The following is an 18,260-nucleotide window of genomic DNA, read 5'->3' as shown; positions in this document are numbered from 1 at the left end:
TAACCGGTAAAGCTGCCCCTTAACCGGTGAAGCGGCGGCGGAAATAGCCGCCGCCGCTTCACCCCCAAGGGTGGAGTGAGCTCCTACGAGCTGACCTCGGCGACCTGCGCCGTAAGCGTCGTCAGTTCCACAGCCTCAGGGCGTGCCGCCGTGCTCTGGATCTGCACCATTGAGCCGCTCTTGGCTGACGCGAGGACGGACTCCATGACCTCGAGCGCGTGGTAAGCCAACTGGCCGCCGGCCCGCGGTTCGGAACCCGGGGGAGTGGCTGCGAGGTCTGCGATTCCGAAGCCGCGGCCGGAATCCACGTAGCCCGCAGATACCGGTAGCGTCTGCCAGTCATCGGCTCCCAGCGCGAAGAGCTGCACGTCGCCGTCGAAATGGTTGGGGTCCGGCACGGCCAGTGAACCGCGCTCGCCGTGGATTTCGACGTTCGGGCTCTTGGTTTTCACGGCGTCGAAGCTCATCACCAGCGTGGACAGCGCCCCGGAGGCGTGCACCAGCACGCCGGTTACGTGGGTATCAGTCGTGACCGGAACGGTCTCGCCTTCCCGGGGGCCTGAGCCGATGGTCCGCTCCAGACGGGTGTGGCTGGCGGCGCCCATCACCGAAACGACGGGTCCGAGCAGGGTGACCAGGGCCGACACATAGTACGGACCCATGTCCAGGAGGGGGCCGCCGCCGGGCTGGTAGTAGAAGTCAGGGTTGGGGTGCCAGCGTTCGTGCCCGGGGGTGACCATGGTGGCAGTGGCGGAGATCGGCCGGCCGATCAGGCCGTCGTCGATCGCCTTGCGGGCTGTCTGGATGCCGGTGCCCAGCACGGTGTCCGGTGCGCAGCCGACCTGGACGCCGGCCGCCTTGGCGGCGTCCAGCACTTCCCGTGCCTCAGCGGTGGTGGCCGCGAGCGGCTTTTCGCCGTACACGTGCTTTCCGGCGGCGATGGCTTTGAGCGCGACGTCGGCATGGGCGGCGGGGAGGGTCAGGTTCAGGACCAGTTCGACGTCGTCTGCCGCCAGCAGCTCCTCGACCGTGAGTGCGCGGACACCTTCGTAGTCGTCCGCCACTGCCTGCGCGCGTGCAGGGTCGAGGTCCGCGACGGCCACGAGGCTGACCTCGTCCAGCCGGCGGAAGTTCGCCAGGTACTGTTCCACGATCTTGCCGCAGCCGATGATTCCTACATTTAGCGGCTTGCCCACAGCATGCCCCTTTCGATGATGGTGCGGACGTTGGTGTCCTGGAGGATCTCTACGCGGTGGCCGGGGGTGGCGACGAAGATGCGGCCCTTGCCCCACTGGCGGGTCCAGATGGCCGGCGAGGTCACTTCGCGGTGCCACGGGTCCCATTCGCGGACCTTTTGGGTGGTGGTGGCGAGGACGTCGATGTAGTCGTCGGCCAGGACCCAGTACTGCTCGGTGACGAGGTCGAAGTCGCCGATGCCTTCCGTGATGGGGTGGTCCTGCGCCGCGGGGAGCATGTCGACCGTGTAGGGAACATAGTTGTCCGCCTGCTCGCCCTTGCGCTCGTCCGGGTGCTTGCCGGGGTGGCAGGCAAACTGCCCGCCGATCAGGTGCAGGTAGTCCGAGGTGTTCCGGTAGGAGTCGGCAATCCCGCCGTGCCAGCCTGCCAGCCCGGTGCCGTTCTCGACGGCGGTCCGCAAGCCCTCGAACTCGTCCTTTTCGATGGTGGACATCGTCACGCACTGTACGATGAGGTCCACGCCGGCCATAAAGCCGGCATCGGCGTAAATTTTGGGTGATTCCTCCACCCGCACCTCGTAGCCCTGCTCTTTCAGGTACGGGATGAACAGTTCCGTGGCTTCAATGGGCTGGTGACCGTCCCAGCCGCCGCGCACCACCAAGGCAGTCTTGTTCTCGCTTGTCATGGTTTCCTTGTTTGTCTGTCGGCTTTGTCAGGTTGGTTGGCTGTGGCTCAGCGGGTGCTGAAGGCGGCGTCGAACGCAGCGGCCGGCGGGCTGATGGCGGCGAGGTCTTTGACCATGGCCAGGGCCTGGGGCGCGCCGACCAGCCGGTCCATGCCGGCGTCTTCCCATTCGATGCTGGTGGGGCCGTCGTAACCGATGGCGTTCAGTGTGCGGAAGATCGGTTCCCAGTTGACGTCGCCGTGCCCGGCGGTGACGAAGTCCCAGCCGCGGCGCGGATCCGCCCACGGCAGGTGCGAGCCGAGCCGGCCGTTGCGGCCGTTGAGCTGCCGCACGGACTCCTTCACGTGCACATGGAAGATCCTCTCGGCGAAGTCCTGCAGGAACATCACCGGGTCCAGGTCCTGCCAGATGAAGTGCGAGGGGTCGAAGTTCAGGCCGAAGCCTTCGCGGTGCCCGATCGCTTCCAGCGTGCGCTTGGCCGTCCAGTAGTCGTAGGCGATTTCGGAGGGGTGCACCTCGAGGGCGAACCTGACCCCGACCTCGTCGAAGACGTCCATGACCGGGTTCCACCGGTCGGCGAAGTCCTGGTAGCCGCGTTCGATCATCGCGTCGGATGCCGGCGGGAACATGGCCACGCACTTCCAGATCGATGACCCGGTGAAGCCGGTGACGGTCTTGACCCCCAGCCTGGCCGCGGCGCGCGCCGTGGTCTTCATCGCTTCAGCGGCCCGGCCGCGGACGCCTTCGGGGTCGCCGTCGCCCCACACGGCGGGGGAGAGGATGTCGCGGTGCCGCTCGTCGATGGGGTCGTCGCAGACCGCCTGGCCGGTCAGGTGGTTGGCGATGGCATGGACCTTGAGGTTGTGCTTGTCCAGGATGTCCAGCCTGCCCTGGAGGTAGGCATCGTCCTCGACGGCGCGCTCCGGATCGAGGTGGTCGCCCCAGCAGGCGATTTCCAGGCCGTCAAAGCCCCACTCGCCGGCGAGCCGGGCGACTTCTTCGAAGGGCAGGTCGGCCCACTGGCCGGTGAACAGGGTAATGGGGCGGGTCATGGTGCAACTTTCTGCCAGCGGCTGTCGTCGGACGCGCTGGCTTCGACGGCGGCCAGTACCTTCTGCACCTGCAGGGCCTCGGCGAACGACGGCGACGGCTGGCGCTCCTCGCTAATGGCGTTGATGAGGTCCACCACCTGGTGCGTAAAGACATGCTCGTAGCCGAGGCCGTGGCCGACGGGCCACCAGTTGCCGGTGTACGGGTGCTCCGGTTCGGTGACCTGGATCCGGCGGAATCCGGCGTCCGGTTCTTCGGCGGCGTCGTAGAAGGAGAGGGAGTTCATGTCCTCGAAGTCGAACGCCAGCGAACCCTTGGTGCCGTTGAGCTCGAGGCGCATGGCGTTCTTCCTGCCCAAAGCGAAACGGGTGGCTTCAAACACACCAACCGGCCCGCCGTCGGAAGCGCCGCCGTCGGAAGCGCCGCCGTCGAAGCGGGCGCTGAAGATGGCTGCGTCATCCACCGTGACCGGTCCGAACTCCACGTCCTCGCCGGTGGCGCCGTGCCCGCCGAGGCCAACGAAGTCCCCGCCCACGGGGCGTTCCTTCACGAAAGTTTCGAGCAGGGCCGAAACCCCGGTGATCCGGCGCCCGGTGATCCACTGCGCGGCATCGATGCTGTGGGCGCCGATGTCCCCGAGCGAACCGGAGCCGGACTTTTCCTTGTCCAGCCGCCAGGTGAGCGGGGCGGTGGCATCACTGAGCCAGTCCTGCAGGTACTGGGCCCGGACATGGCGGATCTGACCCAGCCGTCCGGCGTCGACCATCCGCTTGGCAAGCGCCAGTGCCGGGGTGCGGCGGTAGCTGAAGCCGCACATCGAGTACACGCCGCGGGCAGCTGCGGCGTCGGCGGCCGCCGTCATCCGTTCGGCTTCCTCCACGGAGTTGGCCAGCGGCTTCTCGCACAGAACGTGCTTGCCCGCCTCCAGCGCCGCGATGGCGATCTCGGCGTGCGTGTTGCCGGGGGTGCAGATGTCGATGAGGTCGATGTCGTCCCGCTCGATCAGCCGGCGCCAGTCAGTCTCGGTACTGTCCCAGCCGAATTTGCCGGCGGCGGCCCGGACGCCCTCGGCGTTCCGGCCGGCCAGGGCGGACAACTGCGGCTGCACCGGCAGATCGAAGAAGCGCGGGGCCGTCCGCCAGGCGTGGGAGTGTGCTGCGCCCATGAAGGCGTACCCCACCATCCCGACGCGCAGGGGCTTACGGTCACTCATTGGTTGGTTCCTTTCACTTTCGCTCTGCGGAGCGGGTCACTTGCTGAAGCCGGTTATTTGCTGAAGCCGGCGGTCAGGCCGCTGAGCAGCTGGCGGCGTGCCATGACGTAGAGCACCAGCAGCGGCAGCGTGGCGAGGACCACCGACGCGAGCACGGCGGGGATGTTGGCGGTGAACTCGTCCTGGAACGTCCACAGGGACAGCGGCAGCACGCGGGTGGAAGGGCTCTGGGTGAGGATGAGCGGGAAGAGGAAACCGTTCCAGACGTGCAGGGCGTTGTAGATGCCCACAGTGACCACTGCCGGGCGCATCAGCGGCAGCGCGAGCCGCCACATCATGGTCCAGTCGCTGCATCCGTCCAGCCGCATCGATTCGAACAGCTCATTGGGGACATCCCGCATGAAGTTGGACAGGATCAGGACGGAGATCGGAATGGCAAAGGCGATGGAAGGCAGGATCAGCGCCAGGAGGGTGTCGTACATGTGGGCCCGGGTGATCATCCAGTAGATCGGGATGATCGTGGCGTGCAGCGGGATGGCCAGGCCCAGCAGGAACAGTTTGTTGGTGGAATTGAGGAACCAGCCGCTGCCGCGCACGATGGCATACGCCGCCATGAAGGACACCAGCAGCGCGGGAATCACGCTGCCGATGGTGACGATCAGGCTGTTGGCGAAGTACTTGACGAAGTCCTTCTCCAGGACCAGCTTGTAGTTGTCCAGCGTCGGCTCAGTGGGCGGCATCAGCGGGTTGGTGGTGAAGAACCCGGCCTGGTCCTTGAGGCTGGTGATGATGACGTAGTAGACGGGCAGGATGATCACGGCGAGCCAGATCCACCCGCCGAATGAGCCGAGGAAATTGGGACGGCTGCCTGCCCCCTTGCTCCGCCGCGTGACGGGCTGCCGCCGGGTGGCCGGAGCCGCGGGAGGGACCGCGAGCTGGGTGGTTGAGGCCATGTCAGGCTCCTTCAAGTTGGCTTGCGCTGCGGTTGCGTCCGCCGAGCCGCTGCAGCAGGAGGGCCAGGACCAGGCCGATGACGACCAGGATGACGCCGAGGGCGCTGGCCGCACCCATGTCGTTGGCCTTGAAACCGGTCAGGTACATGTGCAGCGGGAGCAGGCGGGTGGAGTAGCCGGGGCCGCCGGCAGTCAGGACGAAGACCAGGTCGAAGTAGGCAAGGGAGCCCACCACCATGAGTGTGGAGGAGGTGATCATGGTGTACTTCAGCTGGGGCAGCGTGACGTGGAAGAACTGCTTGACCCGGCCTGCCCCGTCGATCTGTGCCGCCTCGTACAGTGAGGCGGGGATCTGGCGGACGCCGCCTTGGTAGATCAGGGTGTGGAAGGGGACGAACTGCCAGGCGATCACAAAGACCACCACAAACAGCACCAGGTCCGAATTGCCGAGCCAGTCCTGTGCAAGGGCGGGGATGCCCAGCCCAGGTCCCATTCCGAAGTTCGGATCCAGGAGGGCCTTGAACGCGATGGCGACAGCTGCAGACGAGAGCAGCAGCGGCACGAAGTACAGCACGGCCAGAGCCGCGCGGTACTTCTGCGCCCCCGAGGTGAAGACTCCCAGCAGCAGGCTGATGGGTGCCTGCACAATGAAGGAAAAGACGATGATCTTGGCCGTGACCGCCAACGCGTTGCCGGTCACCGGATCGGTCAGGACGGACGCCCAGCTGCCAACGCCATCCAGCCGGATTTCACCCAGGCCGTCCCAGCTGGTGAAGCTGAGGAACAGAACCCCGCCGAGCGGGATCACTGCAAAGACCAGGAAGAAGACCAGGGCCGGCGCGGCCAGCCACCCCGACGGACCCTTGCTCAGGGGCCGCCTGTCAAGGGTCTGCCGGGAGGTGCTTGTAGTCGAAGCCACAGTTACTTCGCCACCGTCGCGTTCATGGTGTCCACGAACTGCTGGGGAGTGATTTTCTTCAGGAAGATCTGGTCCAGGTTGGAGAGCATGGCGTCACCCTGGGCGGGGCTCAGTGCCTGGTCCCACGACATGGTGAAGGTGGGTGCGTCCTTGGCCAGGCCATAGGCGAAGGCCAGGAAGTCCTTGTCCGGGGACGCCGCAAGCTTGGATTCGATGCCCTTGACCACCGGCACGGCGCCGGAGTCGATCAGGTCCTGCGTGTTCTTTTCGGTAAACATGCCGTCCTTGATGTAGTTCAGCGCCGCTTCCTTCTGCGATGCGCTGGCCTTGGAGGACACGGACCAGAAGTTGGACGGGTTGCCCACAACGTTCGCCGGGTCGCCCTTGCCGCCGGAGACGGCGGGAAATGTGGTGAAGCCGAGCTTGCCGCTGGTCACAAAGTTCCCGGCGTCCTTCTTCATGCCCTGGTAGATCCAGCCGCCCTGCAGGATCATGGCAGCCTTGCCCGTGTACAGGAGGGCCTGGTCGGCACTGCTGTCGGCGGCGATGGAGGAGAAACCGTTGATGAAGCCGCCGGCGTCGACCAGCTCCTGGATCTTGGTCAGCGCCTCCTTGACGGCCGGGTCGGACCAGGCGTTGGGCTTGTTCGCGGCGATGTTTGCGAAGACCTCCGGGCCGCCGATGCGTTCCACCAGGTACTCAAGCCACATCAGGTTGGGCCATTTCGACTGGCCGGCCAGCGAAAACGGGGCAATGCCGGCGGCCTTGAACTTCGGCACCAGCGCCATCAGTTCGTCCCAGGTCTTGGGCGGCTGGGCACCCACCTTGTCGAAGACTTCCTTGTTGTAATACAGCACGACCGGCTGGGCGTTGTTGTTGGGGATGGCGTAGGTCTTGCCGCTGATATCGCCGTTCTTCAGCACAGACGGCAGGTAGCGGTCCTTGACCTGCGGGTTCTTGTCCAGGAAGCTGCTCAGATCCTCAACCTGCCCGGCATCGACGTAGGACTTCAGCACCCCGCCGCCCCAGCCGTAGATGAAGGTGGGGCCTTGGCCGGCACCGACTGCGGTGCGGACCTTGGTCTTGTAGGCGTCATTCGCGAAGAACTCGATCTTGATGCTCTGGCTGTTGTGGGCGCTGTTCCACGCATCAACAGAATTCTGCAGGGGCACCTGGTTCCCGCCGGTCAGTCCCCACATGGAGGCGGAGTCGGCGCTGACGGAGCTGCCAGCCGGGCCGCTCGAGCCGCAGGCGGCGAGGGAAAGGGCAAGGGCGCCGGCAGTGAGGGCTGTACCTGAGGTCTGCAGTCTGCGAAATTTCATTAATCTTCCGTTCATCCTTCGGGGGCGTCGTTGGCTCCCAGGCTTGAAACCCCATCTCCGCTGTGAGACGGGAACGAATTTGAAGTTCGCTTCTCGAAACTTTTCGATAAGCGTTCGATACGATGCAAACGTACTAGTGATCGCCATCACGGTCAAGAGTCATTTTGCGGCAGGGAAAGCGCAGAACCCCGCTAATAGTTGACGTTCCGCGGGGAGTCGGCGAGACTTCTTACGGCGAAACATTTTCGAAAGGCGGAATGGCTGTGTCCCTCTCGACACCACCGAAGAAGACGACGCTGGCGGCTATCGCCAGGCTGACGGGGGTCTCCACCCCTACCGTCTCCAAGGTCGTTAACGGCCGCGAGGATGTGGCGGAAGAAACCAGGGCCAAGGTGCTGGCCGCACTCGTGGACGCTGGCTACCAGTCGCCCCTGCAGCGCCGGATCGTCACTCCCGAACCATCAATCGTCGAAGTCTCATTTGATGCCTTCACGCCGGCCTACTCGACGGCTGTCCTCAACGGGATCCTGGAGTACGCAGCATCTGTTGGCGTGGAGGTCCTCATGAGCACTGCGAGCAGCGGGGCTATTCCCGGCCTGAGCCCCGAAAAGCGCGCTGAGCGGATGGTTGCCCACGGCAGGATTGGGCTGATCCTCGTCACGTCCGACTTCAGTGAGGCGCAGCTGACCGCCCTCAGGCGGCGGAACATTCCCGTGGCCGTGGTGGACCCGCTGAATCCTCCGCCGGCGGATGTTGTCAGTGTCGGCGCCACCAACTGGGCGGGAGGCAAGGCCGCCGCCGAGCACCTGCTCAAGCTGGGGCACCGGGACATCGCCTATCTGGGCGGGCACGAGACGGCCGAATGCAACCAGGCCCGCCTGCATGGCTACATGTCGGCGCTGGCCTCGGCGGGCGTCCAGGTTAATCCGGACTACATCATTCACGGAAAGTTCAGGACGCATCACGGCATAGAGGGGCTCCGGCGCCTGATCGCGCTGCCAAAGAGGCCGACGGCGATATTTGCCGGAAGTGACAGTGTGGCCGTTGGCGTGCTGCGGGAAGCCCGCCAGCATGGCATCCGTATCCCGGAGGACCTGAGCCTGGTGGGTTTTGACGGAACCACGCTGGCGGAAGATGCTGTTCCGTCGCTGACGTCGGTTTCGCAGCCGCTGCACGAGATGGGCAGGGCGGCGCTGCGGGCTGTCCTGAGCCAGGCGCGGGGAGAAGAGCTGGACTCCCACCGCGTTGAACTTGCCACCCAGCTGGTGGTGCGGGAGTCCACCGCTTCGCCGCGGGAAACCGGCGTTCGGAAAGACGGCACCCGGACGGACGGTGCCCGCAAGGGAATGGCCTCGTAAATCCGGCCCCGTAAAAATCCGGCCTCGTAAATATCGGATTATCTCGCACAGGCTTCCGCCCGGCAGCCTCTTGCGGGTTATTCTGTGACCAGTGCCCTTCAAGCAGCCGGAGGCTTTACTTCATGCTGCTCCGGGGGGAAGAGACTGATGAGTCGTTTACGGGAACCGGACGTCCAACCGGAGCTTCGTCCAGGCGGCGGCACTACTGGCTCTGAACTGGCAGACAAGTCTGAACCGGCCGCAAAGTCAGAACTGACTGACAAGTCTGAACTGGCCGACAGGCTGGATGCATTCTTCGGCCGCCTTGGGAAGCGCGGGCGCGTCGTAGTCCGGCAGTTACCTCTTTCAGTCACTGTGCTGCTGGTGGTTGCAGCGGCCGCCGTCTTTCACCCCGAGACGCTGGCCGCAACCCCCTTCCGGCTCGCCCTGCTGGCGCACACCGCCCTTTTTGCCCTCAGCGTCGCGGTCCCCTGGGGCAGGCTCCCGAGGGGAGCCTACGCAGTGATTCCGGTTCTGGACTGCGTGGCCATCGGCTTCACGCGGGAGGCCGGCGGCCCCAACTTCAGCTTTCTGAGCCTCCTGCTGGTGTTCCCCGTGATCTGGCTGTCCGTGGACCGCCGACGGGCGGGCGTTGTCCTCGCCGTGGCCGGCGCCATGCTCAGCGTCGTGCTGCCCTCGGCAGCCTTCGGCATGGCGCCCACCCAAGGCTCGGTCCTCCGGGCGATTTTCCTGCCCCTGGTGATGGCCGCCATCGCCGTCACGGCCCATGTGATGGCGGGCGTACTCCGCCGCCAGCGCCAGACCCTGGTCAGGAAGGACGCAGCCCTGGCGGACACGGCAGCCGAGAGTATCCGCCGCCAGCGGCTGCTGGATGCTGTGCTTTCCACGGTCAATGTAGCCGTGTGGGTGGTGGACCAGGACGGCCGGGACGTGCTGACCAACAAAGCGCTGAAGACGGATGCAGCACTGTCCGGTGCAGCACCATCCGGAGCAGCACTGACGGGGCCGTCCCCGTCAGGCAACCGGCCGCGGCTGTTCCTGGCTGACCGCACCACTCCTGTGCCGCCGGAAAACTTCCCGACGGCGCGCGCGGCCGCCGGCGAGACGTTCACCGACGAGCTGTACTGGGCGGGTGAATACGACTCGGGCGACGGCGGGGAGATGCGCGCCTACTCTGTCACGGCCCGCGCCATGAGCTCCGCCAACGGAAACCATGCCGGTGCCGTGATCACCTTCGCCGAGGTCACAGCACTGATCCGTGCCCTGTCGGCCAAGGACAACTTCGTTGCCACCGTCTCCCACGAGCTCCGTACCCCGCTGACGTCCATTCTCGGCTACCTTGAGCTCGTCCTCGACGAGCCCGGCCACGAGGACATTGCAGAGGAACTCCGGATCGTGCAGCGCAACGCCCACCACCTGCTGGGCCTCGTGAACGATCTGATCGCCGTTGCCTCGGAGCGGATCGAACTGACCCTGCAGGATGCTGACGTGGCCGGCCTGCTGGCAAGCGTCGTGGCCTCCTCGCGCGCCAAAGCCACGGTCAGCGGCGTGGAACTCGTGCTCGACGTCGAGGAACCGCTGACCGCCCGCGTCGATCCCGGGCGGATACGCCAGGTCTTCGGCAACCTGGTGTCCAACGCGATCAAGTTCTCGCCAGACGGGGGACGCGTTATCGCCCGCGCCTACCGGGCGAACAGCCACGTTGTCTGCTCCATCGCGGACACCGGCGTTGGCATGGACGGGCAGGAACAGGAGCAGGCGTTCACCAAGTTCTTCCGGTCCGCCCGCTCCCGCGAAACGGCCGTCCCCGGTGCCGGTTTGGGGCTGCCGATCAGCAAAACCATCGTGGAGGGCCACGGCGGTTCCATCAGCCTGCAGAGCGCGCCGGGCAAGGGGACCACGGTGACGGTGAGCCTTCCTGCTCGTGAGGCAGCGCCGGCTGCCGCGGAGAGCACCCGGCCCGCCCAGTAAACTTGCACCATGCGGTTGGTAGCGAGTGACATAGACGGAACGATCCTTGGGCACGACGGAAAAATCAGTGACCGCACCGTCCGTGCCTTCCACGCCTGCCGGCGGGCCGGCGTCGAACTTGTCTTTGTTACCGGCCGCCCGCCGCGCTGGCTGCACCCGCTCGAGGAGCAGCTGGGCCACACGGGGACGGTGATCTGCTCGAACGGCGCCGTGGTGTGGGACCTCGAGGCGGACAAGGTGGTCTCGGCGCAGACCATGGCCATCGACGACATCTTCGAAATCCGCCGCATCATCAAGAAGCTGCGTCCCACTGCACTCTTCGCCGCAGAGACCCTGTCCGGCTTCCACCTCGAGCCCGGCTTCATTGAAAACGGCTCGAGCGAGCTGCTCTCCGAATTCACGCCTGCCCCGCTGGACTCGACGCTCACGGCGGAGGACGCCGTCGTCAAGTTCCTGGCGATTGTCCGCGAAGGCACTGCCGACGAGTTTCTCGCGGAGGTGGGCCCCGCCGTCGGAAACCTCGCCTCGGTGACGCACTCGGCGCCCACCGTCGCCATGCTGGAGCTCGCCGTGCCGGGGATCAACAAGGCCGTCACGCTGGCCGACTACGCCGCCTCGCTGGGGATTGACGCCGCGGACGTCGTGGCGTTCGGCGACATGCCCAACGACATCGAGATGCTCCGCTGGGCAGGACACGGCTACGCCATGGCCAGCGGGCACCCGGAAGCGATCCGTGCAGCCGGCCAGCAGGCGCCGCACTTTGACGACGACGGCGTGGCCCAGATCCTCGAGGAAAGGCTCGCCGCGCTGGGCCTCCAGTTGCCGTAAGCCGGCCGTCGCCCGCCCGCCACCGAACTCCCGGCTGGCGGTCAACTTGCGTTCATGTCCGCATCATAGGGTGTGGCCTGTTGGGTGAGTGACCGATAGGGGACATCGTGGCCAGGAAAAAGATCAACAATGCGGAGGCTCCGCTGCGCCCCGTGGAACCGGCACCGCACTGGTCGGCCCTTCGTGAGGGAGACCGGGTCAACGTCCGGCTGGCGCCGGGATTCGAAACCGGCGGCCGCGTCTCGGCCGTCACGCCGGACCGCACCGTGGTCTGGGTGGATCTCGACGGCGGCCGCGGCCGGACGCTGCTGCACTGCAGCGACGGCGTGGAGATCCTGCCCGCCTGAGGCTGGCCTATTAAGTAAGCTTCGGGGATGACGGGAACGCTGCCGTACTTCTCCGCTGCCGGGGCTGAATCCGGGGCCGGGCCGCGCCGGCCGGTTGCCATGGCCCACCGCGGATTTTCGCTGGCGGGCCTGGAGAATACTTTGGCGGCGTTCCGCGCCGCCGTCGAACTTGGCTATTCCCACCTGGAGACGGACGTCCACACCACGTCCGACGGCGAGCTCCTCCTCCTCCACGACCGCACCCTGGACCGGGTCACCGATGGCCGTGGCAGCATCCACGACCTCACCGCGGACGAGGTGCGGCGGGTGCGGATCGGCGGGACAGAGCCCGTGCCCACCTTCGACGAACTTGTGGCCGCGTTTCCGGATGCCCGCTTCAATCTGGATGTCAAGGACTGGCACTCCGTGCCCAGCGTCGTGGCCGCGATCGAGCGCCATCAGGTCCACGACCGCGTGCTGGTGGCCAGTTTCTCCGACCGCCGGCGCCGCGCGGTCCTGAAGCAACTCAGCCGCAGGACCGCATCCTCGGCGGGAACCACGGCGAATGCCCTCTTCCTGGCGCTGGCGCCGCTGATGTCAGTTCCCGCGCTTGGACTGCTCGTGCGGGCCGTGCTGCGCCGGGCCATGCGCGACGTCGATGCCCTGCAGGTGCCGGTCCGCTACCGGGCAATACCTGTCGTCACGGCGGAATTTGTGCGCCGGGCACATCTGCTTGGGCTGCTTGTGCACGTCTGGACCATCAACGACCCCGCCGAGATGCAGCGGCTGCTCGATCTCGGCGTGGACGGGATCGTCTCCGACCGCGCCGACCTGCTGAAGGACGTCCTGCAGGCGCGCGGGCAGTGGGGTTAGCCGGGCAGTGGGGCTAACCGCGTGGCGGGGTTAGCCGCGTCCCAGGCCGGTTCCCGGGTCCTCGTCCCCTTCGGACGGATCAGCCCGCAGTTCCTCAGGGTCGGGGTCGGGAAGCCCGGCCGGACCGGGGACGCCGCGCGCTGCTTCCGGAGCGTCCGTGGTGCCTGCCGCGCCGATGCCGCCGGACGTCGCCGCTCCGGCTGACTCGTCGGCCGCGTCTGAGCCGTACGCGCTCGTGGTGTCGGAGGTGCCTGCCGTGCCCTGGCCCCCGCCCGTCCCGGTGCCGGGGCCCTGCGGTGTGGAGGTCGTGTGGACGCCTGCCCGCGGGCCGGCTTCGCCGTCCCTGGCGTTGGAGCCTTCGCTGATGGAGGAGTGGACCTGGATGTCCTCGTCGGACGCCCCGGGCTCAGGGGCGTGGGCGTAGTCGGTCGGCTCGGACGTCTGCGCCAGGTCCTCCATCGCGTTTTCCGCTGCTTTGCCAATGCTGTCGCCGATTCCCATCAGTTTGCTCCTTCGATACGTTCCGGCAGGGGCCGGACTGTGCGGCATCTGACTGTTCCAGAATTATCAGCATGCTTACAATTAGTCCAGTGTTGCCGGACGGGTCCAGGGTTTGCCAGACCAGGGCAGCATGAGTCCGTTACCGAAGTCCGCCGCCGCGGCGGCGGCCTGAATCAAGGAGGACCGCAGGAGCATGAGCAGCTACCACCCCGAAAATGACCCGGCCAACCCTGACCGGGACGCCGCCAACAAGAACGCCGGCGGCGACTCGGCCGCCACGCCCAACCCCGACCCCTTGAACGGCAATGTCACCGGCCTCGAGCCCGGCGGGGGAGTGCCGCCGGGCGAGACGCCGCCCGCCGAAGACCAAATGAGCGGCGACCAGGGGCACGACGAATAACCAAGGACACGCCGATTAAACAGGACGACGATCAGAAGGAGTGTGCGATGGCTGACCGGCTGGTTGCCGACGTAATGGTGGAGCGCCTCAAAGCGTGGGGCGTCAACAGGGTCTTCGGCTACAGCGGGGACGGCGGCGTTCATGGCCGTCGGGCACGCCAAATACACCGGCCGGGTGGGCGTGGTGACGTCCACCCAGGGGCCCGGCGCGGTGCACCTCCTCAACGGGCTCTACGACGCCAAGCTGGACGGTGTTCCGGTGGTGGCCATCATCGGCCAGCAGAGCCGCAGCGTGCTGGGGTCGGCCTACATGCAGGAGATCGACCTGCTCACGCTCTTCAAGGACGTGGCCGCGCAGTTCGCGCAGATGGTCAGCACCCCGGAGCAGCTTCCCATGGTGCTGGACCGCGCCTTCCGCACGGCCCTCGAAACCCGCACGCCGTGCGTCGTGATTGTGCCGCACGACATCCAGAAGGCCCCGGCGCCCGAGCTCAACCAGGAGCACGGCATCATCGTCACAGCGCCGGAATGGCAGCCCGCCCGGGTGCTGCCTCACGATGACGAGCTGGCCAGGGCCGCCGGGGTGCTGCGGGCCGGCAGCAAGGTGGCGTTCCTGGTGGGGCAGGGTGCCAGGAATGCGCGGGCCGAGGTGGTCGCCCTGGCGCAGCAGCTGGACGCAGGCATCACCACCAGCCTCCTGGGCAAGCCGTACATGGACGAGACCCTGCCGTTCGCCGCGGGCACCATGGGGCACCTCGGTTCCACCGCCAGCGCCTACCTGATGGCGAACTGCGACACCCTCCTGATCATCGGCTCCAACGATCCCTGGACCGAGTTCTATCCCAAACCCGGCGCTGCCCGCGCCGTCCAGGTGGACATCGACGGCCGGAAGGTCGGCAACCGCTACCCCGTCGAGGTGGGCCTCGTGGGCGATGCCGCCGAAACCCTCGCCGCGCTCGCCGAGCTGCTGGACAGCGCCGACGGGCAACCGAACGGGCAGTCGGACGGGCAGCAGTCGGCGGATGCCCGCAAGCAGTGGCGGGCGGACGTGGAGGAGAAGGTCCGCAGCTGGCGTGCCCTCTCCGAGGAGCGCTCCCGCGTTCCCGCCAAGCCCGTCAACCCGGAGCTTGTGGTCCGCGAGCTCGGCGGCCGGCTGCCGCGCAACGCGCAGGTGAGTGTCGACGTCGGGAGTTGCGTTTACTGGTACGCCCGCCAGCTGGTCCTTCCGGAGGGAGTGCCGGCGCACCTTTCCGGGACGCTCGCCAGCATGGGCTGCTCGGTCCCGTACGGGATCGCTGCCAAGCTGGCCCGGCCGGACAGGCCCGTGGTGGCGCTGGCCGGGGACGGTGCCATGCAGATGGCCGGCATCGCTGAGCTGGTCACGGTGGCGCACCGCTGGCGGCAGTGGTCCGACCCCCGCTTCGTGGTGTGCGTCTTCAACAACCGCGACCTCGCCGAGGTCACGTGGGAGCAGCGGGAAACCGAGTCGGAGCCGAGGTTCCCGGACAGCCAGGAGATTCCGGACTTTCCCTACGCTGGCTATGCGGAGCTGCTAGGGCTGACCGGGATCCGTGTTGAATCACCTGGGCAGCTGGCCGGAGCGTGGGACCGGGCGCTGGCTGCGGAGCGCCCGGTGGTGATCGAGGTCCTGACCGATCCGGATGTGCCCCTGCTTCCGCCGTTCCCGGCCGGTGCGGAAAAGCTGGACGGCATGCGGTCGGCCCTTGCTGCCGAGGGCGGATCCGGCGAAGGTGCGGCAGCCTTGCTGGAGACGTACGCGGACCAGGAGGAGTCCGGCAGCTGACCGACCGGACTGTGTGACTTCCATTACGGGGTAGGCAAGCGCGTTCCCGGGCGGGAATGGCAGGATAGGGGGCATGCGTATCCTCATCGCCCCTGACAAGTTCAAGGGATCACTCACCGCCGTCGAAGCCGCCGCCGCCATCGCCGAGGGCGCACTCCGTGTCTACCCGGACGCCGTGACCACCCAGTTCCCGGTGGCCGACGGCGGCGAGGGAACCCTGGAAGCCGCCGTCGCCGCCGGCTACGAGGAGCGGATCAACGCCGTTGTTGGTCCTATCCTCGCCCCGATCGGCGCCGCATGGGCGCTCCGGAAGGACGCGTCCGGCGCCACCACCGCAGTCATCGAAACCGCACAGGCTTCCGGCCTGGCCCACATGGAGCCGACGCCGGAGAACTCCCTGCGGGCGCACAGCTACGGCTGCGGGCAGCTCATTGCCGCTGCCCTGGACGCCGGCGCCACCGAGATCGTGCTGGGCGTCGGCGGCTCGGCCATGACCGACGGCGGCAGCGGCGCCCTGCGCGCCCTGGGCCTCAAGCCCCTCGACGCCGCCGGAAACGTGGTGCCGCTGGGTGGCGGCTCACTGGCCGACGCCGTTTCCCTGGACGTCACCGGACTGGATCCGCGGCTGTCCGCTGTCAGGTTCCGGATCGCCGTCGATGTCCAGAGTCCGCTCTACGGCACCACCGGCGCTGCCCATGTCTTCGGCCGCCAGAAGGGCGCCGATGACGACGCGATTGAGAAGCTCGACGCCGGGCTGCGAAACTGGGCGTCCCTCCTCCGGGAGGCGACGGGCCGGGACGTCAACGTCCCGGGCGCCGGCGCCGCCGGCGGATTCCCGGCGTCGTTCCTGGCCTTCACCCAGGCCACGCTGGAAGGCGGCTTCGCGCTGGTTGCGGCGCTGACGGGGCTGGCCGAGAAGCTTGCCGACGCCGACCTGGTGATCACCGGCGAGGGGTCCATGGACTCCCAGTCGCTCACCGGCAAGGCGCCGATCGCGCTGGCCGAGGCCGCCCGGGAGCGCGGCATTCCCGTGGTGGCGGTGGCAGGACGCATTACTGTCACGCCGGAGGAACTGGCCGAACACGGGGTGGTGGCCGCGGCCCAGTTGCTGGACGTCGCGCCCAGCCCGCAGGACGCGATCTCCGACGCCGGCAAATATCTTGCGTGGGCCACGCGCCAGGTGCTGGAAGGGGCCTGAGCTGCTGAAGGGCGGCTGAGGCCTGGCCTCAGTCGCCCTCCCCCTTGGCCTTGCGGTGCAGGTACACGGGTACATAGGCCAGGAGGATGGCCAGCACGGCGAAGAGCACGCCGCCGGCAATGAGGCCAACGGTGCGCCCGGCCGTCACATCGAATACCAGAGCCGCGGTTCCCACGCTCAGGGCGGCCACTCCGCCGAGGGCGATCTTGGTGATGTTGTCGGCGCTGCTGACCAGGGTTTCCTTGAGCCGCTTGCGGAACAGCCGGCGGTGGACGCTGACGGGCAGGAGGATGAACGCGGTGGTCAGTGCAGCCAGGCCCACGTTCACGAGGTAGAGCCTGATCTGGAAATCGTCGAGGGTCTGGAATCGCTGCTGGAACGGCAACGTCAGCAGGAAGCCGGCCAGGATCTGGACGCCGGTCTGCAGGACTCTCAGCTCCTGGAGCAGCTCCCCCCAGTTCCGGTCCAGCTGCTCCTCGCGGGTCTCGTTCCGGCCGCTGCCGGCCCGGGCGTCCGGATCGGTCATGAACCCTCCTTTGTCGGCCCGCGGCGTGCGCGCTTGCCTCAAACCTAGGCTCAAGTCTGCCCTAATTCAACAAATGCTAAGTTTACTGACTAGCTTTGCGTCAGGTGGTGGACTTGCTCCTCAAACCTGCGTTAGGTTCGAACAACCGGCAGCCCGACAACGTGAGCAGGTGGACAATGAGCGACCCAGCAAAGCAGTCTGACCAGCCCGGTGATCCCCGGAGGACGTACCATTCAGGGCCCTTTCCCAGGCAGGAACAGAAGCAGCCGGGCCTGACCGCGCCGATGGATCCCCAGCCGGACCACGGCGAGCTGAGCTACGAGGGCAGCGGGGCGCTGGAGGGCAAGGCGGCGCTTATCATGGGCGGCGATTCGGGCATCGGAAAGGCTGTGGCCATCGCCTTCGCACGCGAGGGGGCCGACGTCGCCATTTCCTACCTTCCCGAAGAGGAGGACGACGCGCAGGACACCGCCGAATGGATCCGCAAGACCGGCCGGCGGGCCCTGCTCCTGGCCGGTGATGGCAGGAACGAGGACTTCAGCACGGCGATAGTGCAGGACGCCGTCGCCGAGTTTGGCCGGCTGGATGTGGTGGTGCTGAATGCCGCGTACCAGAAGAACCGCGACAGCCTCGAGTCGTTGCCCACCGAGGAATTCGACCGGGTCTTCAAGACCAACCTGTACTCGCTGCTGTGGACTGCCAGGGCCGCCGTGCCCCACCTGAAGGCCGGTGCCTCGATCATCACCACGGCCTCCATCCAGGCATTCAATCCGTCTCCCGGGCTGATTGACTACGCCATGACCAAGGCGGCGCAGGTGGCGTTCACCAAGGCTCTCGCCCAGGAACTGGGGCCCAAGGGGATCCGCGTCAACGCCGTGGCGCCCGGGCCCATCTGGACGCCGCTCATCCCGGCCACCGAATGGCCGGACAAGCTGCCCAAGTTCGGCCAGGACACCCCGCTGCAGCGTGCCGGGCAGCCCGCCGAGCTCGCCCCCGCCTACGTGCTGCTGGCGTCCGACGCCGGTTCGTACATGTCCGGGGCGGTGGTTCCCGTCACCGGCGGCAAGGGCCTTTGAGCCTTCCCTGCTAAGCCCGGCAATTCCCAGCCAGACATTTCCCAGCAAGCCATTTCCGAGC

18 protein-coding genes are annotated in these 18,260 nt (G+C 67.0%); 9 read left to right on the top strand and 9 right to left on the bottom strand.

The window, feature by feature from the left end; genetic code table 11:
• Positions 1-83 precede the first annotated feature (83 nt).
• The 7 genes from R5O87_RS12170 to R5O87_RS12140 are packed head-to-tail and all read right to left on the bottom strand — an operon-like array spanning position 84 to position 7,339.
• Complete coding sequence (locus R5O87_RS12170) at positions 84-1,196, bottom strand: Gfo/Idh/MocA family protein (RefSeq protein ID WP_410554161.1); 1,113 nt, start codon at positions 1,194-1,196, stop codon at positions 84-86.
• Positions 1,181-1,882 (bottom strand): ThuA domain-containing protein, encoded by a 702-nt coding sequence (locus R5O87_RS12165; RefSeq protein WP_410554160.1) that lies wholly within the window; start codon positions 1,880-1,882, stop codon positions 1,181-1,183. Before R5O87_RS12165 ends, R5O87_RS12170 begins: the two co-directional genes overlap by 16 nt.
• 47 nt (positions 1,883-1,929) lie before the next feature.
• Entirely contained in the window at positions 1,930-2,934 is a 1,005-nt protein-coding gene (locus R5O87_RS12160; protein WP_410554159.1) for a sugar phosphate isomerase/epimerase family protein, read from the bottom strand.
• Positions 2,931-4,145 (bottom strand): Gfo/Idh/MocA family protein, encoded by a 1,215-nt coding sequence (locus tag R5O87_RS12155; protein WP_410554158.1) that lies wholly within the window; start codon positions 4,143-4,145, stop codon positions 2,931-2,933. The genes R5O87_RS12160 and R5O87_RS12155 overlap by 4 nt, the downstream gene beginning before the upstream one ends.
• Positions 4,146-4,198: 53 nt before the next feature.
• Positions 4,199-5,098, bottom strand: coding sequence for a carbohydrate ABC transporter permease (locus R5O87_RS12150; protein ID WP_410554157.1), 900 nt, complete (start codon positions 5,096-5,098; stop codon positions 4,199-4,201).
• A 1-nt stretch (position 5,099) separates the two neighbouring features.
• Positions 5,100-6,017 carry a carbohydrate ABC transporter permease gene (locus R5O87_RS12145; protein WP_410554156.1) on the bottom strand — a complete coding sequence of 306 codons (918 nt, stop codon included), beginning with the start codon at positions 6,015-6,017 and terminating at the stop codon, positions 5,100-5,102.
• Positions 6,018-6,019: 2 nt separating this feature from the next.
• On the bottom strand, positions 6,020-7,339 hold the full coding sequence (locus tag R5O87_RS12140; protein ID WP_410554155.1) for an extracellular solute-binding protein: 1,320 nt from the start codon (positions 7,337-7,339) through the stop codon (positions 6,020-6,022).
• A 257-nt stretch (positions 7,340-7,596) separates the two neighbouring features.
• On the opposite strand from R5O87_RS12140, the gene R5O87_RS12135 reads away from it, so the two are divergent.
• The 5 genes from R5O87_RS12135 (at position 7,597) to R5O87_RS12115 (ending at position 12,695) form a co-directional block, all read left to right on the top strand.
• A complete protein-coding gene (locus R5O87_RS12135; protein ID WP_410554154.1) occupies positions 7,597-8,697 on the top strand; it encodes a LacI family DNA-binding transcriptional regulator in 1,101 nt (366 codons plus the stop codon).
• 147 nt (positions 8,698-8,844) lie between these two features.
• Positions 8,845-10,668 (top strand): sensor histidine kinase, encoded by a 1,824-nt coding sequence (locus R5O87_RS12130; RefSeq protein ID WP_410554153.1) that lies wholly within the window; start codon positions 8,845-8,847, stop codon positions 10,666-10,668.
• Positions 10,669-10,677: 9 nt separating this feature from the next.
• The gene (locus R5O87_RS12125; protein ID WP_410554152.1) at positions 10,678-11,496 is read left to right on the top strand and encodes an HAD family hydrolase; all 819 of its coding nucleotides are present in this window, start codon (positions 10,678-10,680) and stop codon (positions 11,494-11,496) included.
• A gap of 107 nt (positions 11,497-11,603) precedes the next feature.
• Complete coding sequence (locus tag R5O87_RS12120; RefSeq protein ID WP_410554151.1) at positions 11,604-11,843, top strand: hypothetical protein; 240 nt, start codon at positions 11,604-11,606, stop codon at positions 11,841-11,843.
• Positions 11,844-11,870: 27 nt separating this feature from the next.
• A complete protein-coding gene (locus R5O87_RS12115) occupies positions 11,871-12,695 on the top strand; it encodes a glycerophosphodiester phosphodiesterase (RefSeq protein WP_410554150.1) in 825 nt (274 codons plus the stop codon).
• 30 nt (positions 12,696-12,725) lie between these two features.
• Here R5O87_RS12115 and R5O87_RS12110 read toward each other — a convergent pair whose 3' ends face one another.
• On the bottom strand, positions 12,726-13,196 hold the full coding sequence (locus tag R5O87_RS12110; protein WP_410554149.1) for a hypothetical protein: 471 nt from the start codon (positions 13,194-13,196) through the stop codon (positions 12,726-12,728).
• 193 nt (positions 13,197-13,389) lie between these two features.
• Here R5O87_RS12110 and R5O87_RS12105 point away from each other — a divergent pair, with 193 nt between their 5' ends.
• From R5O87_RS12105 to R5O87_RS12095, 3 genes are all read left to right on the top strand, one after another.
• Positions 13,390-13,596 (top strand): DUF6480 family protein, encoded by a 207-nt coding sequence (locus tag R5O87_RS12105; RefSeq protein WP_410554148.1) that lies wholly within the window; start codon positions 13,390-13,392, stop codon positions 13,594-13,596.
• 141 nt (positions 13,597-13,737) lie between these two features.
• Positions 13,738-15,399, top strand: a complete 1,662-nt coding sequence (locus R5O87_RS12100; RefSeq protein WP_410554147.1) for a thiamine pyrophosphate-requiring protein — start codon at positions 13,738-13,740, stop codon at positions 15,397-15,399.
• Positions 15,400-15,472: 73 nt separating this feature from the next.
• Positions 15,473-16,597, top strand: coding sequence for a glycerate kinase (locus tag R5O87_RS12095; RefSeq protein WP_410554146.1), 1,125 nt, complete (start codon positions 15,473-15,475; stop codon positions 16,595-16,597).
• 28 nt (positions 16,598-16,625) lie between these two features.
• On the opposite strand, the gene R5O87_RS12090 is transcribed toward R5O87_RS12095, so the two are convergent.
• Positions 16,626-17,123 (bottom strand): DUF6328 family protein, encoded by a 498-nt coding sequence (locus R5O87_RS12090; protein ID WP_410554145.1) that lies wholly within the window; start codon positions 17,121-17,123, stop codon positions 16,626-16,628.
• A 176-nt stretch (positions 17,124-17,299) separates the two neighbouring features.
• Here R5O87_RS12090 and R5O87_RS12085 point away from each other — a divergent pair, with 176 nt between their 5' ends.
• Positions 17,300-18,199 (top strand): SDR family oxidoreductase, encoded by a 900-nt coding sequence (locus tag R5O87_RS12085; RefSeq protein ID WP_410554144.1) that lies wholly within the window; start codon positions 17,300-17,302, stop codon positions 18,197-18,199.
• The last annotated feature ends 61 nt before the right edge of the window (positions 18,200-18,260 follow it).

The organism is Arthrobacter globiformis (assembly GCF_046536215.2).
GTDB classification, from domain to species: domain Bacteria; phylum Actinomycetota; class Actinomycetes; order Actinomycetales; family Micrococcaceae; genus Arthrobacter; species Arthrobacter globiformis_E.
Note: the sequence above shows the minus strand (reverse complement) of the source record. Positions and strands in the feature narration are given on the sequence as shown.

Excerpts from the sequence above, each read along its gene's own strand:
- R5O87_RS12090 (WP_410554145.1), bottom strand. The coding sequence starts at position 17,123 with ATGACCGATCCGGACGCCCGGGCCGGCAGCGGCCGGAACGAGACCCGC.
- R5O87_RS12130 (WP_410554153.1), top strand. The coding sequence starts at position 8,845 with ATGAGTCGTTTACGGGAACCGGACGTCCAACCGGAGCTTCGTCCAGGC.
- R5O87_RS12105 (WP_410554148.1), top strand. The coding sequence starts at position 13,390 with ATGAGCAGCTACCACCCCGAAAATGACCCGGCCAACCCTGACCGGGAC.
- R5O87_RS12160 (WP_410554159.1), bottom strand. The coding sequence starts at position 2,934 with ATGACCCGCCCCATTACCCTGTTCACCGGCCAGTGGGCCGACCTGCCC.
- R5O87_RS12135 (WP_410554154.1), top strand. The coding sequence starts at position 7,597 with ATGGCTGTGTCCCTCTCGACACCACCGAAGAAGACGACGCTGGCGGCT.
- R5O87_RS12155 (WP_410554158.1), bottom strand. The coding sequence starts at position 4,145 with ATGAGTGACCGTAAGCCCCTGCGCGTCGGGATGGTGGGGTACGCCTTC.
- R5O87_RS12095 (WP_410554146.1), top strand. The coding sequence starts at position 15,473 with ATGCGTATCCTCATCGCCCCTGACAAGTTCAAGGGATCACTCACCGCC.
- R5O87_RS12165 (WP_410554160.1), bottom strand. The coding sequence starts at position 1,882 with ATGACAAGCGAGAACAAGACTGCCTTGGTGGTGCGCGGCGGCTGGGAC.
- R5O87_RS12100 (WP_410554147.1), top strand. The coding sequence starts at position 13,738 with ATGGCCGTCGGGCACGCCAAATACACCGGCCGGGTGGGCGTGGTGACG.
- R5O87_RS12150 (WP_410554157.1), bottom strand. The coding sequence starts at position 5,098 with ATGGCCTCAACCACCCAGCTCGCGGTCCCTCCCGCGGCTCCGGCCACC.
- R5O87_RS12110 (WP_410554149.1), bottom strand. The coding sequence starts at position 13,196 with ATGGGAATCGGCGACAGCATTGGCAAAGCAGCGGAAAACGCGATGGAG.
- R5O87_RS12115 (WP_410554150.1), top strand. The coding sequence starts at position 11,871 with ATGACGGGAACGCTGCCGTACTTCTCCGCTGCCGGGGCTGAATCCGGG.
- R5O87_RS12140 (WP_410554155.1), bottom strand. The coding sequence starts at position 7,339 with ATGAAATTTCGCAGACTGCAGACCTCAGGTACAGCCCTCACTGCCGGC.
- R5O87_RS12125 (WP_410554152.1), top strand. The coding sequence starts at position 10,678 with ATGCGGTTGGTAGCGAGTGACATAGACGGAACGATCCTTGGGCACGAC.
- R5O87_RS12085 (WP_410554144.1), top strand. The coding sequence starts at position 17,300 with ATGAGCGACCCAGCAAAGCAGTCTGACCAGCCCGGTGATCCCCGGAGG.